Genomic DNA, 22,264 nt, shown 5'->3' on the forward strand with positions numbered 1-22,264 from the left:
GGCGCTCGTCCCTCGCTTGTCGCTCCTCGCTTTCGGCACCGGCGCGACCCTTCGGCTCGCTCGCGCTAGATCTCGTTCGCGGGCCGGCGGGCGTCGGCGAGGATCTTCATGACCTCGTCGATCTCGTCGGTGATGTGGAACAGCTCCAGGTCGTGCGGGGCCGCCTTGCCCTGCGCGACCAGGGTGTCCTTCAGCCACTCGTAGAGGCCGCCCCAGTAGGCGCTGCCGTAGAGGATCACCGGGAAGCGGGTGACCTTCTTCGTCTGCACCAGGGTGAGCGCCTCGAACAGCTCGTCCAGCGTGCCGAGGCCGCCGGGCAGGACCACGAAGCCCTGCGCGTACTTCACGAACATCGTCTTGCGGACGAAGAAGTAGCGGAAGTTCAGCCCGAGGTCGACGAACTCGTTGAGGCCCTGCTCGAAGGGCAGCTCGATGCCGAGCCCGACGCTGAGGCCGCCCGCCTCGGAGGCGCCGCGGTTGGCGGCCTCCATCGCGCCCGGGCCGCCGCCGGTGATCACCGCGTAGCCGGCCTCGGCGAGGGCCCGGCCGATGGCCACGCCCGCCTGGTACTCGGGCGAGTCGACCGGGGTCCGGGCGGAGCCGAAGACACTGATCGCGGGAGGGAGTTCGGCGAGGGCGCCGAAGCCCTCGACGAACTCCGAGGTGATCCGCAGGACCCGCCACGGGTCGGTGTGCAGCCAGTCGGTCGGACCGGTGGTGTCCAGCAGGCGCTGGTCCGTGGTGCTCGTACCGACCTGGTCCCGGCGCACCAGCACCGGGCCCTTCTGCTTCTCGGGCCAGGCCTTCTTCTTCCGCGGCGCACCGACCTGCTCGGGGCCGTGGCCGTAGTGCTTCTCGTCTCCTGTGCCTGTCATGACGAAACCCTACGCCCGCCCTCCCCCGTTTTCAGGCAACGGGGGAAGGTCGGTTGAGCATCCGGAAGGTGGCGTTCGACTGCTGATCGGACGAGCGTCGCCGGCGTCGGCTCAGCTGGTCAGCCAGGCGCGCATCCGGTCCTCGACCTCGGCGATGGCGCTCAGCGAGCAGTACTCCTCGCGCTTGTGCGCCAGGTTCGGGTCGCCGGGGCCGTAGTTGACCGCCGGGACGCCGAGCGCGCTGAACCGGGCGACGTCGGTCCAGCCGAACTTGGCCCGGGCCTGGCCGCCGGTGGCCTCCAGGAAGGCCTGGGCGGCCGGCTGGGAGAGCCCGGGCAGGGCGCCCACGGCGAAGTCGGTGACGGTCAGCTCGAAGCCGTCGAAGACCTCGCGCACGTGCTTCTCCGCGTCCACCTCGTCGCGGTCCGGCGCGTAGCGGAAGTTGACCGTGACGACGCACTCGTCCGGGATCACGTTGCCGGCCACGCCGCCGTCGATCCGGACCGCGTTCAGGCCCTCGCGGTACTCCAGGCCGTCGATCTCCACCCGGCGCGGCTGGTAGTTCTCCAGCCGGGTGAGCACCTCGGCGGCGTGGTGGATGGCGTTGTCCCCGAGCCAGCTGCGGGCCGAGTGGGCGCGCACGCCGGTGAGTCGCACCTGCGCCCGCAGGGTGCCCTGGCAGCCGCCCTCGACCATGCCGCCGCTGGGCTCCATCAGCACCGCGAAGTCGCCGGCCAGCCACTCCGGGTGGTCCTTGGCCAGGTGGCCGAGGCCGTTGCGGGAGGCCTCCACCTCCTCGCAGTCGTAGAAGACGAAGGTGAGGTCGCGGTTGGGCTCGGGCACCGTGGCGGCGAGGCGCAGCTGCACGGCCACGCCGGACTTCATGTCCGTGGTGCCGCAGCCGTGGAGCAGGTCGCCCTCGACCCACGAGGGGAGGTTGTCGGCGATCGGCACGGTGTCCAGGTGGCCGGCCAGGACGACGCGCTCGGCCCGGCCCAGGTTCGTCCGGGCCACCACGTTGTTGCCGTGGCGGTCCACGGTGAGGTGCGGGTAGCCGCGCAGCGCGGTCTCGATGGCGTCGGCGAGCGCCTGCTCGTCGCCGCTCACCGAGGGGATGTCGACGAGCCGGGCGGTCAGCGTGCCGCCGTCGAGAGTGAGGTCCAGGGGCGTCGGGTTCGAGCTGCTCATGGGAGCCAGCCTAATCCGCGGCCCGGTCCGGTCGGAGGCGGGTGACGGCAACCGGAAGGCGCCGCACATCCGTCCGAGTGGGTACGGTGTCGGATCAAGGTGCAGGCGCGAGAGGGGCGACGGTGGCCAGGAGAAGGAGCAGCGAAGAGCTGGGCGACGAAGAGGAGCCCACTCGCCGCCGCGGGCCGCTTCGCGCCCTGCTGATGGTGATCGTCGGGCTGCTCGGCCTGGCCATGGTCGCCGGCCTGGCCGTGGTCGGGATCTGGTGGTTCGGTTTCAAGCCCGGCGCGTCCGAGGAGTGCTCGGTGAAGACGGCGGCCGGGAACGGCACGCTGGAGCTGCCGCAGGCCGCCAACGCCGCGACGATCGCCGCGGTGGCGCGTTCGCGCGGGCTGCCGGACCGGGCCACCACGATCTCGCTGGCGACCGCCATGCAGGAGTCCAAGCTGCGCAACCTCGCGGGCGGCGACCGGGACTCGATCGGCCTCTTCCAGCAGCGGCCGTCGATGGGCTGGGGCACCCCGGCGCAGATCTCGGACCCGGTGTACGCGACCAACAAGTTCCTGGACGGCCTGGTCAAGGTCCCGGGCTACACCCGGATGCCGCTGACCGACGCCGCGCAGACGGTGCAGAAGAGCGGCTACCCGCAGGCCTACGCCAAGCACGAGACCAAGGCGACCCTGCTCACCTCGGCGCTGGCCGGCCGGGAGCCCGCCTCGTTCTCCTGCGTGGTGCACGACTACGCCAAGCCGGACCCGGCGGACTCCGCCTCGGCCGCGCCGGGCGCCACCCCGGGCGCCACCGCGGCCCCGGCCGCCGCGCCGGACCGGGCCCAGGTGCTGTCCGACCGGGTGCGCCGGGAGTTCGGCCGCACGGTGACCCCGGCGACCGGCTACACCTCGACCATCAAGGGCGCCGAGAACGCCGTCTCGCTGACCCCGGACCCGGCCACCGCCGCCCTGACCTCCTCGCCGGACGCGGGGGCGGCGGACGGCGGGGTGAGCGCCGAGCGGGCGAGCGGCTGGGAGGTCGCCCACTGGGCGGTCGCCCAGGCCCAGCAGCTGGGCATCGCGACGGTCGCCTACGACGGGAAGATCTGGCGCAAGTCCAAGTCCGAGGACGGCTGGCAGAACCAGACCTCGGGCACCTCGACCAAGCTCGTCCAGGTCACGCTGGCCCCGGCCGACAAGAGTTGACGCACTGGTGTTCGGGTTGCCGCCGGACGGGTGATTCCGGTCAACCCCGGTGGACCGGCCGCCCGCTCCGGCGAACCCGGCTGGAGAACCGTCACTCCCCTTGACCGGGGCGGTTCGACGGCGTCCGACCGGGCCGGTCGGACAGCGCTGTTGTGGTCGTACGATCCGATGGTCGGCCAGGAAGATTCCTTGCGTCGGCCGAAACCTTCTGGCTTCTCAAGCGGTAACAACGTCGTCCGCCCGGTCGTCCACGCCCGGTCCTTTGGCGGACGGGACGGACCCAGACCCCTTCGAGGAGCCCCATGTCTCACCCCCTCACGCGCCGGATCGCCCAGGCCGCGCTCGTCGTGGCCGCCGGAGCGACCCCGCTTCTCGCGGCCGGCTCCGCGTCCGCCCTGGGCGGGGACGCCCTGCTGCCCAAGAGCGACCTCGCGGCACCGCTGGGCCAGCTGGCCAACACCGACACCGGTTCCACCCTCCAGCACACCACCCACCAGCTCGGCCAGGCCGCCGGGACCACGGGTGCGGCCACCGTCGCCGCCGGCGTACCGGCCTCCGCCGACGCCGCCGGAAACATCGTCGCCCAGCAGCTGCCCGAGGCCAACGAGAAGGCCGGCTCGCTGACCGCCCCGGTCGACCAGACCGCGGCGACCGCGGGCCAGCTCTCCTCGGTCACCCCGAAGGTCGCCTCGTCCCTGGCCGGCAAGCTCGGCGAGGCCGTCACCGGCAAGAGCGCGGAGACCCGCAGCGCCACCGCCGGCACCGGCCCGCTCGGCGGACTCACCCAGACCGGCTCGGTCACCCAGGCCGTGCCCGGTGCCGAGACGCTCACCGGCGCCGTCCCCGGCGGCACCGCCGTCGCCGACGCCCTGCCGGTCGGCGCGGTGCAGCGCGCGCTGCCGCTCGGCTCGGTCGAGCACGCCCTGCCCGCCGACCTGCCCGCCACCGACGTGCTCGGCCTGGCCGAGCACGGGTCGGCCAACCGCCTCGGCGGTGCCGACCTCGGCGCGAACAGCCCGCTGTCCGGTCTCACCGGCGCGCTCGGCCCGCTCGGCGGCCTGCTGGGCGGCCTGGGCGGCGGCAACCTGAGCGGCGGCAGCCTCAGCGGCCTGCCGCTGTAACCCCCGCCGCCGCACAACCCCCGGCTCGGGGAGAACCCCGAAGGGGGCCGGTGTCCGTGACACCGGCCCCCTTCGCCGTACGGTCGCCCGCTACGGTCGGCGCGCCGAGCTCGGCGCGGTCGCGGTCAGCTCGCCGCGCCCAGCCGCTCCACGGCCGCGGCGACCCGCTCGTCGGTCGCCGTGAACGCGACCCGCACGAAGCGGTCGCCGGCCGGCCCGTAGAAGTCGCCGGGCGCCACCAGGATGCCCAGCCCGGCCAGTTCGGCCACGGTCTCCCAGCACGGGCGGTCCTGGGTCGCCCACAGGTAGAGGCTCGCCTCGGAGTGCTCGATCCGGAAGCCGTACGCCTCCAGCGCCGCCCGCAGCGCCGAGCGCCGGGCCGCGTACCGCTCGCGCTGCTCGGCCACGTGGGCGTCGTCCGCGAGCGCGGCGACCGTCGCCGCCTGGACCGGCGCCGGCACGATCATGCCGCCGTGCTTGCGCACCTCCAGCAGTTCCCTGACCACCACCGGGTCGCCCGCCACGAAGGAGGCGCGGTAGCCGGCCAGGTTGGAGCGCTTGGAGAGCGAGTGGACGGCCAGCAGGCCCTCGTGGCCGTCGCCGCAGACGTCCGGGTGCAGGACGGAGACCGGCTCGGCCTCCCAGCCCAGCTCCAGGTAGCACTCGTCGCTGACCAGCAGCGCCCCGTGCTCCCTGGCCCACTCGACGGCCCGGCGCAGCTCGTCCGCGCCCAGCACCCGGCCGGTCGGGTTGGACGGCGAGTTCACCCAGAGCAGGCGCACCCGGGAGCCGTCCAGCTCGTCCACCGAGTCGTACTCGACCGGCTCGGCGCCGCACAGCCGGGCGCCCACCTCGTAGGTCGGGTAGGCCAGGCGCGGGTAGGCGACCTGGTCGCCGGGGCCGAGGCCGAGCTGGGTCGGCAGCCAGGCCACCAGCTCCTTGGAGCCGACGGTCGGGAGCACGGCCTGCGGGCCGGTCTCCGCGCCGAGGCGGCGGTGCAGCCAGCCGGCGATCGCCTCGCGCAGCTCCAGCGGGCCCCAGACGGTCGGGTAGCCGGGGGTGTCGGTGTGCGCGGCCAGCGCCTTCTGGATCACCTCGGGGACCGGGTCCACCGGGGTGCCGACGGAGAAGTCGCAGAGCCCGCCGGGGTGGGCCAGGGCGGTCGCCTTGTACGGCTCCAGCTTGTCCCAGGGGAAGACGGGGAGCTTGTCCGAAACGCGGCGCGCCGCCCCCGGGTGACCCGGGAACGGCGCGCGCGTGCTGTTGGTACTCACAGCTGTTGTGCCACCGATCGTCAGTGGTCGGCGTTCTGCGGCGGCAGAGCGGCGATGAACGGGTGGTCACGCTCGATCAGACCGAGCTTGGAGGCGCCGCCGGGGGAACCCAGGTCGTCGAAGAACTCGACGTTCGCCTTGTAGTAGTCCTTCCACTCCTCCGGAGTGTCGTCCTCGTAGAAGATCGCCTCGACCGGGCAGACCGGCTCGCACGCGCCACAGTCGACACACTCATCCGGGTGGATGTAGAGCGATCGCTCGCCCTCGTAGATGCAGTCAACCGGGCACTCTTCGATGCACGCCTTGTCCTTCACGTCGACACAAGGCTGCGCGATGACGTAGGTCACGCTGTCGTTCCTCCTCGGAAGGGCCTGGTGGCCCGTTCTGTTCTGCTGCCGTGCGCGGTGAGCGCGGCGTCGTCGATGCCCGCCCCTAGTATCGCGGGTCGGAGACCGCAAATGCACAGGAGGTGGCCAGATGGCGACGCACGACCCGGTCGGCGACCGTCCGGAAGTCCGGATAGACCGCTCTGACGTGGGACGACGCGTGTCCGTCCGCCGCCTCGCGGAGTTCGTGGACGACCGGCCGGTGTTCCGGGATTCGATCGGCGTGCTCACATCGTGGGACGATCATGGGTTGACGATCGCCCCTCGAACCGGCGATCCGGTGTTCTTGCCGGAGAAGCTGCTGGTCGCAGGCAAGACCGTGCCGCCGTTCCCGGCCCGGCGCGTCCCGTTGCCGGTCACCGCGCCGGTCGAACTGCAGCGGATCGCGGGCCGCGGCTGGCCGGCCGTCGAGCAGGAGCCGCTCGGCGAGTGGACGCTGCGCGCCGCCGCCGGGTTCACCCGGCGGGCCAACTCCGTCCAGGCGCTCGGGGACCCGGGACTGCCGCTGCCCCGGGCGCTGGCGGCCGTCCGCGCCTGGTACGCGGCGCGCGGACTGCCCGCGTACGTCGAGGTGATCTCCCCCGGCTCACCCCCGGCGCTGGTCGCCGAACTCGACCGGCTCGGCGCCGGGTACGCGCCCACCCTGGTCCGCACCGCCCCGCTGGCCGGGCTCGCCCGGGCCGGCGCCGGGCACGACAGGGTGCGCCTCGCGCGGACCGCGGACGACCGGTGGCTGTCGGTGTACCGGCGGGTGAGCGGCGACCCGACGCTGGAGGAGGCGGCCCGGCGGGTGCTGCACGGCGGGCCCTCGGTCTGGTTCGCCACCGTGCCGGGCGCCCCCGGGCAGCCGCCGCCGGCGATCGGACGCTGCGTCATCGAGGGCGCCTGGGCCTGCTTCGGCGCGATCGAGGTCCAGCCGTACGCCCGGCGGGCCGGACTGGCGACGACGGTCATGGCGGTGCTCGCCTCGCGCGCGGCCGAGGAGGGCGCGAGCGGCGGCTACCTCCAGGTCGAGGCGGAGAACGCGGGGGCGATCGCGCTCTATGACGGACTCGGCTTCACGACCAGTCACACTTACCACTACGCGCTCCTCCCCCAGGGGTAGCCGCCAGGCCGTACCGTCCGTCCGTTCGTCCGATCGCCCGCCCGATCGTCCGTCCGCCGCCTTGTCCGTCCGCCGTACGAAAGCCGTCGCCGTCACCGTGACCGAGCAGAGCAGAGACCGCTTCCGGACCGCCGCCCGCGCCGAGCAGCCCGACCCGGTGCTGCTGTGCCTGCTCGCCGCCGCCGAGCACGGCATGGTGCCCGACCCCGGCGACCCCGGCGAACCGCCGGGCGTGGACGCGCTGCTCGCCGCCTGCGAGGCCGCGTTCGAGCGGCACGCGGCGGCGGTCCGGACGGCCGTCGCCGAGCGGGCGCCGACCGGGCCGGAGGAGACCGCCGCCCTGCTCGCCGCGGTGCTCGGCGGGCGGGAGCGCTTCCACGGGCGGCAGTCGGACTACCGGCGGCTGGAGTCCTCGCTGCTGCCCGAGGTGCTGCGGCGCCGGCGCGGGCTGCCGATCACGCTCTCCCTGGTGTGGATGGCGGTCGGCCGGCGGGCCGGGCTGACCGTCCACGGCATCGCGCTGCCCGGCCACTTCATCGTCGCGGTGGGCGGCCCGGCCGGCGGCGAGGACTACGTCCTGGCCGACCCGTTCCACGGCGGGCGGCTGCTCGACCCGGCGGACGTCGAACGGCTGGTCGCCGCCGCCGGGGCGGAGTTCACCCCCGCCCTGCTCACCCCGGCCCAGCCGCTGGAGGTCGTGCTGCGGGTGCTCGGCAACATCCGGCTCTGGGCCGCCGACCGCCCCGAGCACGCCCGCACCCAGCTCTGGGCCACCGAACTCGCCCTGCTGCTGCCCCGGCACCCCGCCCAGCTGCGCCTGGAACGGGCCGAACTCCTCGTCCGCACCGGGGACTTCCTCGGCGGCTCGGCGGAGATGGACGCCTACGCGCAGATCCTCGACGCCTTCGACCCGGACACCGCCGCCAAGGTCCGGCAGGAGGCCCGGGCGGCCCGGCACCGGCTCAACTGACTCCCGTCACAGCCAGCCCTTCTCCCGGGCGATCCGGACCGCCTCGGTGCGGTTGCGGGCCTCGGTCTTCTGGATCGCCATCGACAGGTAGTTGCGCACCGTCCCCTCGGAGAGGTGCAGCCGCCGGGCGATGTCCGCGTTCACCGCGCCGTCGGCGGCCGCGCCCAGCACGTCCCGCTCGCGCGGGGTCAGCGGGTTGGCGCCCTCGGCCAGCGCGGCGGCGGCCAGCACCGGGTCGATCACCCGCTCGCCGCGCAGCACCCGGCGGATCGCCTCCGCCAGCTCGGCGGCCGGCGCGTCCTTCACCAGGAACGCGTCCGCGCCCGACTCCATCGCCCGGCGCAGGTAGCCGGGCCGGCCGAAGGTCGTCGCGATGACCACCTTGGTCCGGGGCGCCCGGTCGCGCAGCTCCGCGGCCGCCTCGATGCCCGTCATCCCCGGCATCTCGATGTCCAGCACGGCGACCTGCACGTCGTTCGCGAGCACCGCCGCCACCACCTCGTCCCCGCGGCCGACCTGCGCGACGACGTCGATGTCCCCCTCCAGCCCGAGCAGCGCGGCCAGCGCCTCCCGGACCATCCCCTGGTCCTCGGCGAGCAGCACGCGGATCGAGGCCCCGTTGTCAGTGTCGTTCATGGCCACGACCTTAGAGGGCCGCGGGCTTGCGTCTCCGGTAAGGGGAGAGTCCAGAGTGGTCCCCATGGACGGCAGCGAAACGCTCTACCCGATCGGCGACCTCGCCCGGCGCACCGGACTCACCGTCAAGACCATCCGGTTCTACGCCGACACCGGCCTCGTCCCGCCCACCGGGCGCAGCGCCGCCGGCTACCGGCTGTACGACGTGCACGCCCTCGCCCGGCTGGACCTCGTCCGCACCCTGCGCGAACTCGGGCTCGACCTGCCCGCGATCCGCCGGGTGCTGGAACGGGAGGCCCCGCTGCACGAGGTGGCCGCCGCACACGCCGAGGCGCTGGAGGTGCAGATCCGCACCCTCCGGCTGCGCCGGGCGGTGCTGCTCGCCGTCGCCCAACGCGCTTCCACACCCGAGGAGATGGGACTCATGCACAAGCTCGCCAAACTCTCCGACGCCGAACGCCGGCGCCTGGTCCACGACTTCGTCGACGAGGCCTTCGGCGGCCTGGACGCCAACCCCGAGTTCGTCGCCATGATGCGCTCCGCCATGCCCGAACTGCCGGACGAGCCACGGACGGAGCAGGTCGAGGCCTGGGTCGAACTCGGTGAACTCGTCCAGGACCCGGACTTCCGCGCGGCCGTCCGGCGGATGGCCGAACAGCAGGCCGCCGAACGGGCCGAGGGCGACCGCGGCGGGCTGCACCACGCGCTCACCGAGACCGTACGGTCCCTGGTCGGTGCGGCGCTGGCCGCCGGCACCGACCCCGCCTCCCCCGCGGCCGACCCCGTCCTCGACGCCCTCACCGCCGCCTACGCCGAGACCTTCGGCCGCCCCGACGACGCCGGGTTGCGGCGCTGGCTGCTCGACCGCCTGGAGACCGCCGACGACCCGCGCGCCGAGCGCTACTGGCAGCTGCTGGCGGTCATCAACGGCTGGCCCGTCCCGGAGAGCCTCACCGGGGTATTCCGGTGGTTCACCGGGGCGCTGCGGGCCAGACTGGCGCAATGATCACCCTGGAACCCCTGCGCCCCGACCACGCCGAGGCCCTGCTGGCCTTCGAACGCGCCAACCGCGCGTACTTCGCCCGCAGCATCCCGGACCGCGGCGACGCCTACTTCACCGGCTTCGCGGACCGCCACGCCGCCCTCCTCGCCGAACAGGCCGAGGGCACCTGCCGGTTCCACGTGGTGCTCGACGCGGCCGGCGGGCTGGTCGGCCGCGCCAACCTCGTCGACCTCGCCGACGGCAGCGCCGAACTCGGCTACCGGATCGCCGAGTCGGCCGCCGGCCGCGGCGTCGCGAAGGCCGCCGTCGCCGAGGCCTGCCGCCTCGCGGCCACCGCCTACGGCCTGACCGTCCTGACCGCCGTCACCACCGTCGACAACCCCGCCTCCCAGGCCGTCCTCGCCCGCAACGGCTTCGCGCTCAGCCACCGGTTCCTCCTCGCCGACCGCCCCGCCCTCGCCTACCGCCGTCCCCTGGGCGACCTCGGCTGAGCGCGGGCCCGGCGCGGACTGAAGGCCGGGCCGGCGTCCCGCTACGGCAGCCAGCGGCGGGCGGCCTCGACGCTGTCGGCGGGGCTGGTGTTGAAGGCGACGGCCGCCTGCGGGGCGTGACGGCGGACCAGGTTGACGACCGCCTCGAAGAACGGCAGCGCCGGTTCGGGCTTGCGGATGCCGCCGCCGATGACGACGACGTCCCAGCGGCGCCCGGCGAGGGCCGCCACGACGGCGGGTTCGGCGGTGTCGTCGGGGGCGACCAGGGTCACGGCGGCGTCGATGCCGTGCTCGGTGAAGCGGGCGAGTTCGGCGTCGAGGAGGGCCCGCACCGCGTCGCCGTCCACGCCGGGGACGGTGTGCGGGTCGAAGCCGAGGATGAGAACGGTGGGCATGCCCGGTACGACGCTCACTCCGGCCGCCCGGGTTCCCCGCCGAGGTAGCGGGCGGCGTCGACGAGGGTGAGCTTGGGGTCGGTCCAGGAGCAGACCTCCAGCCAGGAGAGCCGGCCGTCCTCGGCGAAGAGCAGGATCTCGCCGTCGGAGCCGATCGCCGCCTCGGCGACCACCTCCGAGCGGGCGCCGTCCTGGACGCCGGCGAACAGGGCGGTGCTGCAGCCGCACCGGCAGCGGGACTCGACGCGCAGGTGCGGGACCTGGGCGCGCAGGGGGTGGCCCTCGGGGAGGAGGAAGTCGAGGACCCGGGCGACGTCGCTGGGGAGGAGGGTCATGGGCGCCTGCGCAATCGTGTGGTGAGGACGGACAGTTCTTCGATCCGGAGGAGGTGGGCGAGCAGGAGGTAGCCGACGGCGAGGGCGGCGGCGGCCGGCAGGAGGCCGTACCGGGTGGCCCACCAGGCGCCCGCGGCGGCCGGCAGGGCCGCCAGCAGCGGCTTCCCGTGGGCTCCCAGGACCCGCAGCGGCCCGAGCCGCCGGCGCAGCAGCAGGGCGGCGGCCGCGCAGGTGAGCAGGAACGACGCCCCGTAGCAGCCGGCCATCCCGGTGACGGCCCAGCGCAGCGGCAGCAGCCGGTGGCAGAGCACCGCGCCCAGCGCCGTGGCGGCGACCGGCAGCAGGTTGAGCAGGAAGGGCGTACGGCTGTCGCCGAGCGCGTAGAAGACGCGGGTCAGCGCGTAGCCGGCGGAGTACAGGACCAGGCCGGGCGCGAAGGCGGTCAGCATCCCGGCGATGGCCCGCACGTCGTCGGCGCCGGTGCTCCCGTGTCCGAAGGCGAGCGCGCACAGCTGCGGCGCGAGGACCGCGAACGCGCAGGCCGCCGGGACGGTGACCACCGCGATGGTGCGGACGGTGCGGGCGAGCAGCGCGCGGACGGCCCGCGGGGAGTCGGCGGCGGCGGTGAGCGCGGGGACGACCGCCGTCACCACCGACACCGTGACCACCCCGTGCGGCACGATCCACAGCAGGTACGCGCTGCTGTACGCGGTGTACCCGACGCCCGGCAGCCCGGCCTCGGCGGCCCGCGCGCCGACCGAGGTCGACAGCCGGGTCACCACCCAGTAGCCCACCTGGTCGCCGAGCACCAGCAGCAGCGTCCACCCGGCGGCCCGCAGCGGCTCGCCGAGCCCGGCCTGCCGCCAGTCCCAGCGCGGCCGGGGCCGCACCCCGGCGGCCCGCAGGCAGGGCAGCAGCACCAGGCTCTGCGCCACCACCCCGGCCGTCGTACCGGCCCCGAGCACGGTCACGTCGGCCGTGGAGAAGGACCGTTGGCCGAGGTACCCGGCGAACACCCCGATCACCACTAGGTTGTTGAGCACCGGCGCCCAGGCCATCGGCGCGAACCGCTGCCGGGCGTTGAGGAGTTGGCCGAGCACCGTGAACAGCCCGTAGAAGAACACCTGCGGCAGGCACAGGTACGCCAGCAGCACCGTCCGGTCCAACTGCGCACCGCCGTAAGCGGTGTAGGCCCGCACGAGGTACGGCGCGCCCGGCACCACCACCGCCGTCAGCACCAGCAGGGTGACCACCAGCACCGTCACCAGCCGGTCGACGTGCGCCGCCCCGCCGTCCGCCGACTCCTTGGCGGCGCGCACCAGGTGGGGCACCAGCGCGGTGTTCAGGGCGCCGCCGATCAGCAGCACGAACAGCAGGTTGGGCACCGTGTTGGCCACGTTGTACCCGTCCGCGAGCAGCCCCGAGCCGAGGACCGCCACCAGCAGTGCCGAGCGGACGAAGCCGGTGGCCCGGGAGACCACCGTCCCGGCCGCCATCACCAGGCTGGGCGGCGGCGTGCGGCGCGGCCGCCGGTGGCGGGCGGGCCCCGGCGGACCGGGCAGCGGAGGGCGGGGCAACGGAGGACCCTCCAGTACGGTCATCCGCCGGCACCTCCCGTGTCAGGCACCGACTCGAACTGATCGGCGGAAACGGCGAGAGCATGCACCCGCGCCCCTGAAGCGGGGCTGAGAAAGCTGAAGACGGCTTAAGGAACGGATCCGGCGCCGGTGGCATCCTGATCCGCATGGAGATTCTGGTGGTGGAGGACGACGCCCAGGTCGCGGCGGCCGTACGGCGCGGCCTGGAGGTCGAGGGCTACACCGTCGACCTCGCCCCGGACGGCCTCACCGGCCTGCGGCTGGCCCAGCGGCACGCCTACCGGGCGATCGTGCTCGACATCATGCTGCCCGGCCTGAACGGCTACAAGGTGTGCGAGGCACTGCGCGCCGACGGCGTCACCACCCCGATCCTGATGCTGACCGCCAAGGACGGCGAGTACGACGAGGCCGAGGGCCTGGACACCGGCGCCGATGACTACCTCACCAAGCCGTTCTCCTACCTGGTCTTCCTGGCCCGGCTGCGCGCGCTGATCCGCCGCAGCCAGACGCCGGGCCCGCTGCTGCGGGTCGGCGACCTGTGGCTGGACCCGGCGGGCCGCCGCTGCGGCCGGGGCGGCGCCGAGATCACCCTCACCGAGCGGGAGTTCGCCGTCCTGCGCTGCCTGGCCGAGCACCCCGGCGAGGTGCTGTCCAAGCGCCGGATCGTCGACGAGGTGTGGGACATCGCCTTCGACGGCGAGGAGTCCATCGTCGAGGTGTACGTCAGCATGCTGCGCCGCAAGGTGGACGCGCCGTTCGGCGTCCGTTCGATCACCACCGTGCGCGGCGTCGGCTACCGGCTGGAGGCCTGACCGGTGCCCGGCAGGCTCTCCACCCGGCTGCGCACCTCGCTGGCGGCCGGCCTGGCCGCGCTGCTGCTGCTCGGCGTCGGCGCCTGGTGGCTGCGCGGCCACATGTACGACGCCCAGCTGGAGGCGGCCGAGGCGGACGCCCAGGCCCAGGCCCGCGAGATCAGCAGCGGCTACAAGCACGGCCAGCAGCTCGCGGACTACGGGCGGCTGCCGTACCTCGTGCTGGACAGCGACGGCCGGGTGCTGACCATGGGCGGCCCGCTGACCACCCAGCACCTGGCCGGGGACCCGCCCGCCGCCGTACCGAAACTCGCGCCGGACGACTGGCAGTCGGTCCAGCGGGTCGCCATCGGCCCGGCCGGGGAGGCCGCCGCCAACCGCTACTCGGGGCGCACCTTCACCGCGCTGGGCAGCTGGAGCCCGCTGCTGCGGCAGAACGACGAGAACGGCCAGCCGGTCAAGCCGGTGGTCGGCCCGTTCACCGTGTACGTGCTGGCCACCCCGTTCGCCGCCGAGGCCTCGCTGCACACCATCGACCCGGTGCTGCAGGTGGGCGTGCCGGCCGCCGCGCTGCTGGTCGCGCTGACGGCCTGGGCGGCGACCAGCCGGGCGCTGCGCCCGGTGGAGGCGATCCGCGCCGAACTGGCCGAGATCGGCGAGCACCGGCTGGACCGCCGCGTCCCGGTGCCGCCCGCCGGCGACGAGCTCACCCGGATGGCCCGGACCACCAACGCCACCCTGGACCGGCTGGAGCGCTCGGCCGTGCAGCAGCAGCGCTTCGTCGCGGACGCCTCGCACGAGCTGCGCAGCCCGATCGCCGCGCTGCGCACCAATCTGGAGGTGTCGCTGGCGCACCCCGACCGCACCGACTGGCCGGCCACCACCCGGGAGGCGCTCACCTCGGTCGAGCGGCTCCAGCAGCTCACCGAGGACCTGCTGTTCCTGGCCCGGGGCGCGCACCCGGCGACGGCCGGCCGACTCACCACCGTCGACCTGTCCGCCGTGCTGCGCGAGCTCGCCGACCAGTACCGCCCCGGCCTCGGCGCCCGGCTCGCCCTGCGGGTGGACGCGCCCGAGGCGGTGCCGGTGCTCGGCAGCCGCATCCGGCTGCACCGGCTGGTGCGCAACCTGCTGGACAACGCCAGGCGGCACGCGTCCGCCGAGGTGGTGCTGTCCGCGCGGCGGACCGCGCACGGCTGCGTCCTGGAGGTCCGGGACGACGGCCCGGGCGTGCCGCCGGAGGACCGCGAGCGGATCTTCGAGCCGTTCACCCGGCTGGACGAGGCCCGCAGCCGGGACTCCGGCGGCAGCGGCCTGGGCCTGGCCATCGCCGCGGACATCGCCACGCGGCACGGCGGCACCCTGCGGGTCGCCCACGCCCCGCGCGGCGCCCGCTTCGTCCTGGAGCTCCCCCTGGCCTGACGGCCTGCGCGGCAGCCCTAAAGAGGCTTCGACACGGGCGCCGGCGCCGCAGTGGGCGCCGTCCGCAGCGGCACCGAGGCCCGCAGCCGGAAGCCCCGCCCACGCTCCCCCGGCCCGGTCTCCAGCCGCCCGCCGACCAGCGCCAGCCGCTCCTCCAGCCCGGACAGCCCGTTGCCCGGCTGGGACTTGCCCGGCCCGCGCCCGTTGTCGACGATCTCCAGGACGGCGTACCGCTCGCCGCTCGCCTCCCAGCTCTCGTCCGCCGTGACCGTGCAGACGGTGGCGCCCTCGCCGTGCCGGACGACGTTGGTCACGGCCTCGCGCAGCGCCCAGGCCAGCGCGCCCGTCTCCTCCTCGGCCAGCGACGGCCAGGCGTCCACCAGCTCCGGCGCGGCCTCCAGCCGGACCTGCGCGGCGGCCAGCGCGGTACGGGCGGCGGCCAGTTCCACCGGCAGGGTCGGCCGGCGGAAGCCGGTCACCGCCTCCCGGACGTCGATCAGCGACTGCCGGGCGACCTGCTCGATGTCGGCGACCTGCGCCCGCGCCGCCTCGTCCTTGCCGGCGTCCATGAACCGCCCGGCCAGCTCGCTCTTCAGGGTGATCAGCGACAACGAGTGCCCGAGCAGGTCGTGCAGGTCGCGGGCCATCCGCAGCCGCTCCTCGGAGGCGGCCAGGTGCGCGACCGCGGCCCGGGCCTCGCGCAGCTCCTTCATCGTGGCGACCAGCCGCTGCAGCCCGGTCATCGCGACACCGGAGAGGAAGGCGCTGAGCGCGAAGGTGGTGATGTTGTCGTTGCCCGCCCCGATCGCCGCCCCGACCACGGCGGTGAGCACGGCCATGGCGATCAGCACCCGCAGCGCGTACCGGGCCGACGTGATGATGGCGACGCACACCGAGGCGTAGATGAACAGCGTCAGGAAGGCGGAGCCGAGGACGACCGAGGTGGCGACGGCCAGCGCGACCATCGTCGTGACGATCGCCAGGCAGGCCCGCGGCCGCATCCCGGCCTGCGAGCGGAAGATCACCAGCAGCACGTAGGCGCCCACGAACCCGGCCAGGCAGCACCAGCCGAGCACCGTCCCGGCCGTGGTGTGGGCGCCGCTCAGCAGGTCGCCGGCCGGGTAGGCCAGGTAGAGCATCCACAGCAGCATCCAGGCGACCTTGACCAGCAGCTGCCGCCTGGTCTCCACTGGGGAGCCGGGCACGTTCATGAAGGAGGCGCGCGCCGCTCCCGCCTCCGGCGGTTCGTCGGTGCGGTGGGTCCGGCGCGCGTCACTCATGCCGGTCATCATGCCTGGCGGGTGTCGCGGCGGTACAGCGCCGCCGCGGCGGCGGCGAACACCACGAGGAAGCCGGCCAGCCCGGCGACCGCGACGGTGTCCAGGGAGTGCCCGGGCCGGGTGAAGCCGGCCAGTTGGTTGTACAGGTACACCGGGTTGAACCGGGCGAACTTCTCCAGCGAGCCGCTCACCGGGAACCAGGTGCCGCCGAGCAGGGCCATCGCCATGTAGGTGATCATCACGATCGGCTGCACCGCGTCCGGCGCGGCCGCGTACCCGAGCGCCACCCCGAGCGCGGCGAAGACGAAGCTGCCCAGCCAGAGCGCGGCCGTCAGTCCGGCCCACTGCGGCACGGTCAGCGAGACCCCCTGGCTCGCGCCGACCGCGAAGACCACCAGGATCGCCGGCAGCGTGGTGACCGCGGTCGCCGCGATCTTGCCGACGGTGTACGCCCGGCCGGGCAGCGCGGTCAGCCGCAGCTGGCGCACCCAGCCGCTCTTGCGCTCCAGCGAGATCCGCTGCGCGCTGCCGGTCAGCACCGCGCCGACGGCGCCGAAGGTGGCCATCGAGACCATGAAGTAGGTCTTCACCGGCAGGCCGCCGGCCAGCTGGGTGGAGCCGTAGGCGTTGATGAAGAAGAAGTACATCAGCGCCGGGTAGGCGATGGTGAAGAGCAGGTAGCGCCGGTTGCGCAGGGTCCGCAGGATCTCCAGCTTGATCAGGGTGGTCATCGCACGCTCTCCTTGTCGGCGCTCCGCTCGTCGGTGCTCTGCTCGTCGGTGCTCCGGGCGCCGTCCTGGCGGTCCAGTTCGCCGGTGATGGTCAGGAAGGCCTGCTCCAGGCCCACGCCGGCCACCTCCAGCCCGCGCGGGTACAGCCCCGCCCGGTAGATCCCGGCCGCGGTGGCGTCGGCGTCCGCGGTCCGGATCCGCACCGTCCGCACCCCCGGGACCCTCGCGGTGACGTCCAGCGACTGCACGCCGGGCAGGGTGCGCAGCACGGACTCCTCGAACCCGCCGTCCGCGTCGTGGAGTTCGAAGGCGATCCGGCGGGCGCCGGCCCGTGCCTTGATCTCCGCCGAGCTGCCGTCGGCGATCAGCCGGCCGCGGTGCAGTACCAGGACGCGGTCGGCGATCGAGTCGGCCTCCTCCAGGTAGTGGGTGGCGAACAGCACCGTGCGCCCGGCGTCGGCCTGGGCGCGCATGCTCGCCCAGAACGACTGCCGCACGCTGACGTCCATGCCGGTGGTGGGCTCGTCGAGCACGATCAGGTCGTTGTCGCCCGCGATGGCCAGGGCGAAGCGGACCCGCTGCTCCTGGCCGCCGGACAGCTTGTCGACCCGGCGCTCCGCGAACTCGGTGATCCCGGCGTCGGTCAGCACCTCCGTGACCGACCGGCCGCGCGGGTGCACGTCGCAGGCGAGCTGCACCAGCTCGCGCACCTTGACGTCGGACATCAGCCCGCCGCTCTGCAGCATCGCGCCGACCCGGCCGTCCTCGATCGCGGCCCGCGGGGCGCCGCCGAACAGGGTCACGCTGCCCCGGTCGGGCTCGCGCAGGCCGAGCAGCAGGTCCAGGCTGGTGGACTTCCCGGCGCCGTTCGGCCCGAGCAGGGCGACGGTCTCGCCCGGTCGGAGCACGAGGTCCAGTCCGTCCACGGCGCGCACCCGCCCGTAGCTCTTGCCCACGCCGCGGAAGGCGGCCACCTCGGTAACCATTGCCCGGCTCCTCTTCCCTGACGGTGTCACGCTCGTGGTGTCACGACCGGTGCTGTTCGCACCACCTCAGAGTCCCGCGCGGGCGGGTGGCGGCGGCAGTGTCCGCCGTCGTGCCTTCGGCATGACGGATGTCATGCCGGCGGCCGGTACCCCCGTCAGGGGCACCGGCCGCCGAAAGCGCTGGTCAGACGGGTGTCACACGCCCAGCGAGCGCTTCACGAAGTCGACCTGGAGCAGCAGCAGGTTCTCCGCGACCTCCTCCTGCGGGGTCATGTGGGTGACGCCGGACAGCGGCAGCACGGTGTGCGGACGCCCGGCGGCGAGCAGCGCCGAGGACAGCCGCAGGGTGTGCGCGGCCACCACGTTGTCGTCCGCCAGCCCGTGGATGATCATCAGCGGGCGCTCCAGCCCGGCCGCGTACCCGCTCAGCGAGTTGGCGGCGTACACCTCGGGCCGCTCGGCCGGGTCGCCCAGGTAGCGCTCGGTGTAGTGGGTGTCGTACAGCTCCCAGTCGGTGACCGGCGCCCCGGCCACCGCCGCGTGGAAGACGTCCGGGCGGCGCAGCACGGCGAGCGCGGAGAGGTAGCCGCCGTACGACCAGCCGCGGACGGCGACCCGGTCGAGGTCCAGCGGGAACTCCTCGGCGAGCGCCCGCAGCGCCTCCACCTGGTCGTCCAGGGTGGCCCCGGCGAAGTCGAAGGCGATCGACTTCTCCCAGGCCGGCCCGCGCCCGGGGGTGCCGCGCCCGTCGGCGACCACCACCGCGAAGCCCTGGTCGGCGAACCACTGCGAGTTGAGGTGCGGGTTGTGCGCCTGGAGGACGCGCTGGCCGTGCGGGCCGCCGTACGGGTCCATCAGGACGGGCAGCAGGCCGTCCCGCTCGCGGTCGTAGCCGGTGGGCAGGAAGACGGCGGACGGGATGCGGCGCTCGCCGGCGAAGCGGAAGACCGGGCGGGCGGTGATGGCCGGGGTCTCGGCGTACGAGGCGATGGTGGCGACGTCGTCGACCGCCAGGCCCTCCGGCAGGTCCCGGGCGACGGTGACCAGGGTGCCGGGCAGGTCGGGCTCGGCGGTGGCCCGGACGGTGATCCCGCCGCCGTGCACCGCGCTGGTGACGGAGGTGAACGGCCGGCCGTTGGCGGACTCCCAGCCCAGCCGCGTGCCGTCGTGGCTGATCCGGCCGACGCCGATCCAGCCCGGCTCGGGGTCGGTCTCCTCGGCGCCGCCGGCGGCGCTGAAGAACACCTCCCGCTCGGTGACCGCGACGACCGAGCGGACGTGCAGGTCGGCCCCGGTCACGGCGCGGTCGCCGATCACCAGCGCCCGCACTCCCCCCTCGTCGGAGATCCGGACCAGCTTGCCGTCCGGGGTCCAGGCCGGTGCGCCCTGGAACAGCTCCAGCCAGGCGCCGTCCTTCTCCTCGTGCAGCACCTCGGTGGCGCCGGTGGCCGTGTCCAGGCCGAGGATCCGCTGGCCGCGCTGGTCGCGGGTCTGGACCAGGAGCAGCGGCACGCCGCCCTTCGACCAGTGCACCCGGCCCAGGTACGGGTAGGCCTCGCGGTCCCAGACCACCTCGGTGCGCCCGCCGTACAGGTCGAGCAGCCAGAGCCCGACCTCCGCGTTGGCGCCGCCGGCCGCCGGGTAGGCGACCTCGGCGGGCTCGCGGTCCGGGTTCGCCGGGTCGGCGATCCACCAGCGGCGCACCGGGCTGTCGTCGGCGCGCTCGACCAGCAGCCGGTCGCTGTCCGGGGACCACCAGAAGCCGCGGTCGCGGTCCATCTCCTCCTGGGCGATGAACTCGGCCTGGCCCCAGGTGACGTTCGGGCCGTCCGGCTCGGCGAGCACCCGGTCGCCGCCGCCGTCGGTGCGGGTCAGCCGCAGCTCGCCGGCGGCGTTGGCGTACGCGACGTGGGCGCCGTCAGGCGACGGGCGCGGATCCAACAGCGGGCCCTCGGCGGGCAGTTCGGCGGTGGCACCGGTGCCGAGGTCGGCGGTGAACAGCCGGCCGGAGAGGGCGAAGGCGGCCAGCGCGCCGGCCGCGTCCAGGGCGTAGCCGACGATGCCGGCCGAGCCCTCGCGGCTGCGCTCGCGGCGGGCCTTCTCGGCCGGCGACAGGTCCTCCCCGCCGCCGCCGAGCAGCGCGGCCGGGTCGGCGGCGACCCGCTCCTCGCCGGTGGCGGTGTCGAGGGTCCAGAGCAGGTTGGCCCGGTCGCGGCCCGAGCCGGAGCGGAGGAAGACGACCCGCGAGCCGTCGGGCGCGACGGAGAAGGAGCGGGGCGCGCCGACGGTGTAGCGCAGGGTCCGCGCGTACTGCCGTGGGAAGGTGTCGGCAGGGGTGTGGGAGGTCATGGCACCAGACCTTATGACGCCGGACCACCACCCCCGGGCGTGCACTGATCACTCGTTCGGAGCATCGTCGGCAAGTACGCCCCAAAGGGGTCCAAACCGCCTCCGACCGGCCCATGCGCCCCTCGGATGCCACGATGCCCCGGCGCGCGTGGCCTCACCGAGGGTAATGCCACCCTTACCCATCGGGTATGACTTGTCGCGCGAGCGGCCGTCCGGCCCCGTCCCGGACCGCGGTCGCCCGCAGCCCCCAGTCCCGCACCGTCCCTCGCCGCCTCCCCGGAGGCGGCGTGCCCGAGAAGGGGTGTGAGCCGACATGGCCATGAACATCTCCGCCGCCGTGCTGATGCTGGTCATCGTGGTGATCCTGATCCGCCGGTCCGGCCTGAAGCTGGCGCACGCGATCGTCTGCGCGCTGCTCGGCTTCTACCTGGCCTCCAGCTCGATCGCCCCGTCGATCAGCCAGGTCACCAGCAACCTCGCCGGAATGATCAACGGCCTGAGGCTCTGACCGCGCCACGGCGGTCGTTAGGCTTCACCCCATGACCGCGACTACCGGCCGCCGCCTCCTCCTGGTCCACGCGCACCCCGACGACGAGTCGATCGGCAACGGCGCCACCATGGCCCGGTACGCCGCCGAGGGCGCCCGGGTCACGCTGGTGACCTGCACCCTCGGCGAGGGCGGCGAGGTGATCCCCCCGGAGCTGGCCCACCTGACGGCCGATCGGGACGACACCCTCGGCGCGTACCGGATCGGCGAGCTGACCGAGGCGATGAGCGCCCTCGGCGTGTCCGACTTCCGCTTCCTCGGCGGCCCGGGGCGCTACCGCGACTCCGGGATGATGGGCGTGCCCGAGAACGACGTGCCCGGCTGCTTCTGGCAGGCGGACGTCGACGAGGCGGCCGGCCACCTGGTCGCGGTGGTCCGCGAGGTGCGCCCGCAGGTGCTGGTCACGTACGACCCGGACGGCGGCTACGGGCACCCGGACCACATCCAGGCGCACCGGGTCGCGATGCGCGCGTACGAGCTGGCCGCCGACCCGGCGCACCGGCCGGAGCTGGGCCCGGCCTGGCGGATCGCCAAGGTGTACTGGAACCGGATGCCCTGCTCGGTGATCGAGGCCGGGCTCGCCGAGGCCGCCGCCAAGGCGTCCTTCCCGGGTGTCGCGCAGCCCGCCGACGTCCCCGGCGTGGTCGACGACGGGGTGGTCACCACCGTGCTGGACGGCGCCGCGCAGGCGGGGCGCAAGACCGCCGCGATGACCGCCCACGCCACCCAGATCACCGTGGACGGCGCCTTCTTCGCGCTCTCCAACGACCTGGCCCAGCCGCTGTTCACCACCGAGTACTACCAGTTGGTGCGCGGCCAGGCCGGGCCGGGCGAGCCGGAGGACGACCTGTTCGCCGGCCTCGCGCCCGACGCCGCGCCCGCCGAGGAGGGCACCCGATGAGCAAGCCCGCCGCCCGGCCGACCCGCCGCCCGCTCGCCGCCGCCGTGCTCGGCACCCGCGAGGAGCGGCTGGCCGAGCCCCAGCCCCCGCGCGCCGCCCGGATCGCCGCCTACGCCCTGTTCTTCCTGCTGGGCGTCGCGGTGTCGGTCTGCGGATCCTTTGTGCAGGCCCTGTGGCCGCCGGTGGGGGTCCTGTTGGCGCTCGCCGCGACCGCGGCCACCTTCTACGCCGGCCTGCGGGTCACCGGCACCCGGCTCGGCGCGGGCGCGCCCGCGGCCGGCTGGTTCCTGGCGATGCTGCTGCTGATGGTGCCCCGGCCCGAGGGCGACAACGTGCTGTGGTCCAACGCCACCTCGCTGGCCTGGCTGTTCGCCGGCTCGGTGCTGGGCGTGATCTGCGCCACCCTGCCCACCCGCACCAGCTGGTTCCCCGGGGTGCCCGGCCCCCCGCGCTGACCCCGGTCGTGAACGGCGTACCGTACCGCGTACGACGCGCAGTCAGGAGCGTACGGCCTTACTCTCATACCGGAGGAACCGGACGTATCAGGATCTGTCCGAAGCCGTTCGCCGCTCTGTTCTTCCCAGTATGGTGGTCCCGCAGAACGCCGTACCCGACCGCCGCCCGCCCCCGTCAAGGCCCGGCGACCACGAACCGCGGTCGCGC

General features: G+C 74.4%; 23 protein-coding genes. 11 read left to right on the top strand and 12 right to left on the bottom strand.

Annotation, left to right across the window (positions count from 1 at the left end):
- Positions 1–65: 65 nt before the first annotated feature.
- Entirely contained in the window at positions 66–875 is an 810-nt protein-coding gene (locus tag ACWDCZ_RS13850) for an LOG family protein (RefSeq protein ID WP_049655631.1), read from the bottom strand.
- Between the two features lie 111 nt (positions 876–986).
- Positions 987–2,063, bottom strand: a complete 1,077-nt coding sequence (gene dapE / locus ACWDCZ_RS13855) for a succinyl-diaminopimelate desuccinylase (protein WP_375874138.1) — start codon at positions 2,061–2,063, stop codon at positions 987–989.
- A 203-nt stretch (positions 2,064–2,266) separates the two neighbouring features.
- Here dapE and ACWDCZ_RS13860 point away from each other — a divergent pair, with 203 nt between their 5' ends.
- Both ACWDCZ_RS13860 and ACWDCZ_RS13865 read left to right on the top strand, forming a co-directional pair.
- Complete coding sequence (locus tag ACWDCZ_RS13860; RefSeq protein WP_416875348.1) at positions 2,267–3,259, top strand: hypothetical protein; 993 nt, start codon at positions 2,267–2,269, stop codon at positions 3,257–3,259.
- A gap of 302 nt (positions 3,260–3,561) precedes the next feature.
- Positions 3,562–4,380: a hypothetical protein gene (locus ACWDCZ_RS13865; protein ID WP_387968424.1), complete on the top strand. Its 819-nt coding sequence runs from the start codon at positions 3,562–3,564 to the stop codon at positions 4,378–4,380.
- Between the two features lie 125 nt (positions 4,381–4,505).
- On the opposite strand, the gene dapC is transcribed toward ACWDCZ_RS13865, so the two are convergent.
- Both dapC and fdxA read right to left on the bottom strand, forming a co-directional pair.
- Entirely contained in the window at positions 4,506–5,654 is a 1,149-nt protein-coding gene (gene dapC / locus ACWDCZ_RS13870) for a succinyldiaminopimelate transaminase (protein WP_074001371.1), read from the bottom strand.
- Between the two features lie 20 nt (positions 5,655–5,674).
- Entirely contained in the window at positions 5,675–6,001 is a 327-nt protein-coding gene (fdxA, locus tag ACWDCZ_RS13875; RefSeq protein WP_030061559.1) for a ferredoxin, read from the bottom strand.
- Positions 6,002–6,131: 130 nt separating this feature from the next.
- Here fdxA and ACWDCZ_RS13880 point away from each other — a divergent pair, with 130 nt between their 5' ends.
- Both ACWDCZ_RS13880 and ACWDCZ_RS13885 read left to right on the top strand, forming a co-directional pair.
- Positions 6,132–7,145 carry a GNAT family N-acetyltransferase gene (locus ACWDCZ_RS13880; protein ID WP_449816035.1) on the top strand — a complete coding sequence of 338 codons (1,014 nt, stop codon included), beginning with the start codon at positions 6,132–6,134 and terminating at the stop codon, positions 7,143–7,145.
- Positions 7,146–7,242: 97 nt separating this feature from the next.
- Positions 7,243–8,115 carry a transglutaminase family protein gene (locus tag ACWDCZ_RS13885; protein WP_074001369.1) on the top strand — a complete coding sequence of 291 codons (873 nt, stop codon included), beginning with the start codon at positions 7,243–7,245 and terminating at the stop codon, positions 8,113–8,115.
- Between the two features lie 6 nt (positions 8,116–8,121).
- Here the strand turns inward: ACWDCZ_RS13885 and ACWDCZ_RS13890 are convergent, their stop codons facing one another.
- Complete coding sequence (locus ACWDCZ_RS13890; protein WP_380741170.1) at positions 8,122–8,751, bottom strand: response regulator; 630 nt, start codon at positions 8,749–8,751, stop codon at positions 8,122–8,124.
- A 64-nt stretch (positions 8,752–8,815) separates the two neighbouring features.
- Between ACWDCZ_RS13890 and ACWDCZ_RS13895 the strand changes: the two genes are divergently transcribed.
- Together ACWDCZ_RS13895 and ACWDCZ_RS13900 are read left to right on the top strand one after the other, a co-directional pair.
- Positions 8,816–9,757: a MerR family transcriptional regulator gene (locus tag ACWDCZ_RS13895; protein WP_449816036.1), complete on the top strand. Its 942-nt coding sequence runs from the start codon at positions 8,816–8,818 to the stop codon at positions 9,755–9,757.
- A complete protein-coding gene (locus tag ACWDCZ_RS13900; protein WP_375874143.1) occupies positions 9,754–10,245 on the top strand; it encodes a GNAT family N-acetyltransferase in 492 nt (163 codons plus the stop codon). Before ACWDCZ_RS13895 ends, ACWDCZ_RS13900 begins: the two co-directional genes overlap by 4 nt.
- Before the next feature lie 41 nt (positions 10,246–10,286).
- Here ACWDCZ_RS13900 and ACWDCZ_RS13905 read toward each other — a convergent pair whose 3' ends face one another.
- Genes ACWDCZ_RS13905 through murJ form a run of 3 tightly spaced genes read right to left on the bottom strand, consistent with a single transcriptional unit; the run spans position 10,287 to position 12,576 of the window.
- On the bottom strand, positions 10,287–10,640 hold the full coding sequence (locus ACWDCZ_RS13905) for a hypothetical protein (RefSeq protein ID WP_117489428.1): 354 nt from the start codon (positions 10,638–10,640) through the stop codon (positions 10,287–10,289).
- Between the two features lie 14 nt (positions 10,641–10,654).
- Positions 10,655–10,975 carry a hypothetical protein gene (locus ACWDCZ_RS13910; protein ID WP_049657348.1) on the bottom strand — a complete coding sequence of 107 codons (321 nt, stop codon included), beginning with the start codon at positions 10,973–10,975 and terminating at the stop codon, positions 10,655–10,657.
- Positions 10,972–12,576 carry a murein biosynthesis integral membrane protein MurJ gene (murJ, locus tag ACWDCZ_RS13915; RefSeq protein ID WP_375874144.1) on the bottom strand — a complete coding sequence of 535 codons (1,605 nt, stop codon included), beginning with the start codon at positions 12,574–12,576 and terminating at the stop codon, positions 10,972–10,974. Before murJ ends, ACWDCZ_RS13910 begins: the two co-directional genes overlap by 4 nt.
- A gap of 143 nt (positions 12,577–12,719) precedes the next feature.
- Between murJ and ACWDCZ_RS13920 the strand changes: the two genes are divergently transcribed.
- Both ACWDCZ_RS13920 and ACWDCZ_RS13925 read left to right on the top strand, forming a co-directional pair.
- On the top strand, positions 12,720–13,385 hold the full coding sequence (locus ACWDCZ_RS13920) for a response regulator transcription factor (RefSeq protein WP_049657347.1): 666 nt from the start codon (positions 12,720–12,722) through the stop codon (positions 13,383–13,385).
- A 3-nt stretch (positions 13,386–13,388) separates the two neighbouring features.
- Positions 13,389–14,807, top strand: a complete 1,419-nt coding sequence (locus ACWDCZ_RS13925; protein ID WP_449816037.1) for a sensor histidine kinase — start codon at positions 13,389–13,391, stop codon at positions 14,805–14,807.
- Between the two features lie 17 nt (positions 14,808–14,824).
- Here the strand turns inward: ACWDCZ_RS13925 and ACWDCZ_RS13930 are convergent, their stop codons facing one another.
- From ACWDCZ_RS13930 to ACWDCZ_RS13945, 4 genes are all read right to left on the bottom strand, one after another.
- Positions 14,825–16,087: a sensor histidine kinase gene (locus ACWDCZ_RS13930; RefSeq protein ID WP_449816038.1), complete on the bottom strand. Its 1,263-nt coding sequence runs from the start codon at positions 16,085–16,087 to the stop codon at positions 14,825–14,827.
- 8 nt (positions 16,088–16,095) lie between these two features.
- A complete protein-coding gene (locus tag ACWDCZ_RS13935; RefSeq protein WP_049658004.1) occupies positions 16,096–16,818 on the bottom strand; it encodes an ABC transporter permease in 723 nt (240 codons plus the stop codon).
- On the bottom strand, positions 16,815–17,804 hold the full coding sequence (locus ACWDCZ_RS13940; RefSeq protein WP_449816039.1) for an ABC transporter ATP-binding protein: 990 nt from the start codon (positions 17,802–17,804) through the stop codon (positions 16,815–16,817). The genes ACWDCZ_RS13935 and ACWDCZ_RS13940 overlap by 4 nt, the downstream gene beginning before the upstream one ends.
- Positions 17,805–17,999: 195 nt before the next feature.
- Positions 18,000–20,153 carry a S9 family peptidase gene (locus ACWDCZ_RS13945; RefSeq protein WP_387821805.1) on the bottom strand — a complete coding sequence of 718 codons (2,154 nt, stop codon included), beginning with the start codon at positions 20,151–20,153 and terminating at the stop codon, positions 18,000–18,002.
- A 313-nt stretch (positions 20,154–20,466) separates the two neighbouring features.
- On the opposite strand from ACWDCZ_RS13945, the gene ACWDCZ_RS13950 reads away from it, so the two are divergent.
- From ACWDCZ_RS13950 to ACWDCZ_RS13960, 3 genes are read left to right on the top strand one after another with little or no spacing between them, the layout of a single operon-like run.
- Positions 20,467–20,661, top strand: a complete 195-nt coding sequence (locus tag ACWDCZ_RS13950; RefSeq protein WP_049658010.1) for a DUF2304 family protein — start codon at positions 20,467–20,469, stop codon at positions 20,659–20,661.
- A gap of 31 nt (positions 20,662–20,692) precedes the next feature.
- The gene (gene mshB, locus ACWDCZ_RS13955; RefSeq protein ID WP_449812132.1) at positions 20,693–21,601 is read left to right on the top strand and encodes an N-acetyl-1-D-myo-inositol-2-amino-2-deoxy-alpha-D-glucopyranoside deacetylase; all 909 of its coding nucleotides are present in this window, start codon (positions 20,693–20,695) and stop codon (positions 21,599–21,601) included.
- Complete coding sequence (locus ACWDCZ_RS13960) at positions 21,598–22,056, top strand: DUF6113 family protein (protein WP_220450057.1); 459 nt, start codon at positions 21,598–21,600, stop codon at positions 22,054–22,056. Before mshB ends, ACWDCZ_RS13960 begins: the two co-directional genes overlap by 4 nt.
- Positions 22,057–22,264: the final 208 nt, after the last annotated feature.

The sequence above is a fragment of the Kitasatospora sp. NPDC001225 genome, assembly GCF_053597855.1.

Excerpts from the sequence above, each read along its gene's own strand:
- ACWDCZ_RS13850 (WP_049655631.1), bottom strand. The coding sequence starts at position 875 with ATGACAGGCACAGGAGACGAGAAGCACTACGGCCACGGCCCCGAGCAG.
- ACWDCZ_RS13900 (WP_375874143.1), top strand. The coding sequence starts at position 9,754 with ATGATCACCCTGGAACCCCTGCGCCCCGACCACGCCGAGGCCCTGCTG.
- ACWDCZ_RS13890 (WP_380741170.1), bottom strand. The coding sequence starts at position 8,751 with ATGAACGACACTGACAACGGGGCCTCGATCCGCGTGCTGCTCGCCGAG.
- ACWDCZ_RS13945 (WP_387821805.1), bottom strand. The coding sequence starts at position 20,153 with ATGACCTCCCACACCCCTGCCGACACCTTCCCACGGCAGTACGCGCGG.
- ACWDCZ_RS13860 (WP_416875348.1), top strand. The coding sequence starts at position 2,267 with ATGGTGATCGTCGGGCTGCTCGGCCTGGCCATGGTCGCCGGCCTGGCC.
- ACWDCZ_RS13920 (WP_049657347.1), top strand. The coding sequence starts at position 12,720 with ATGGAGATTCTGGTGGTGGAGGACGACGCCCAGGTCGCGGCGGCCGTA.
- ACWDCZ_RS13905 (WP_117489428.1), bottom strand. The coding sequence starts at position 10,640 with ATGCCCACCGTTCTCATCCTCGGCTTCGACCCGCACACCGTCCCCGGC.
- dapE (WP_375874138.1), bottom strand. The coding sequence starts at position 2,063 with ATGAGCAGCTCGAACCCGACGCCCCTGGACCTCACTCTCGACGGCGGC.
- ACWDCZ_RS13940 (WP_449816039.1), bottom strand. The coding sequence starts at position 17,804 with ATGGTTACCGAGGTGGCCGCCTTCCGCGGCGTGGGCAAGAGCTACGGG.
- murJ (WP_375874144.1), bottom strand. The coding sequence starts at position 12,576 with ATGACCGTACTGGAGGGTCCTCCGTTGCCCCGCCCTCCGCTGCCCGGT.
- ACWDCZ_RS13950 (WP_049658010.1), top strand. The coding sequence starts at position 20,467 with ATGGCCATGAACATCTCCGCCGCCGTGCTGATGCTGGTCATCGTGGTG.
- mshB (WP_449812132.1), top strand. The coding sequence starts at position 20,693 with ATGACCGCGACTACCGGCCGCCGCCTCCTCCTGGTCCACGCGCACCCC.
- ACWDCZ_RS13880 (WP_449816035.1), top strand. The coding sequence starts at position 6,132 with ATGGCGACGCACGACCCGGTCGGCGACCGTCCGGAAGTCCGGATAGAC.
- ACWDCZ_RS13960 (WP_220450057.1), top strand. The coding sequence starts at position 21,598 with ATGAGCAAGCCCGCCGCCCGGCCGACCCGCCGCCCGCTCGCCGCCGCC.
- ACWDCZ_RS13910 (WP_049657348.1), bottom strand. The coding sequence starts at position 10,975 with ATGACCCTCCTCCCCAGCGACGTCGCCCGGGTCCTCGACTTCCTCCTC.
- ACWDCZ_RS13935 (WP_049658004.1), bottom strand. The coding sequence starts at position 16,818 with ATGACCACCCTGATCAAGCTGGAGATCCTGCGGACCCTGCGCAACCGG.
- ACWDCZ_RS13930 (WP_449816038.1), bottom strand. The coding sequence starts at position 16,087 with ATGAGTGACGCGCGCCGGACCCACCGCACCGACGAACCGCCGGAGGCG.
- ACWDCZ_RS13865 (WP_387968424.1), top strand. The coding sequence starts at position 3,562 with ATGTCTCACCCCCTCACGCGCCGGATCGCCCAGGCCGCGCTCGTCGTG.
- ACWDCZ_RS13895 (WP_449816036.1), top strand. The coding sequence starts at position 8,816 with ATGGACGGCAGCGAAACGCTCTACCCGATCGGCGACCTCGCCCGGCGC.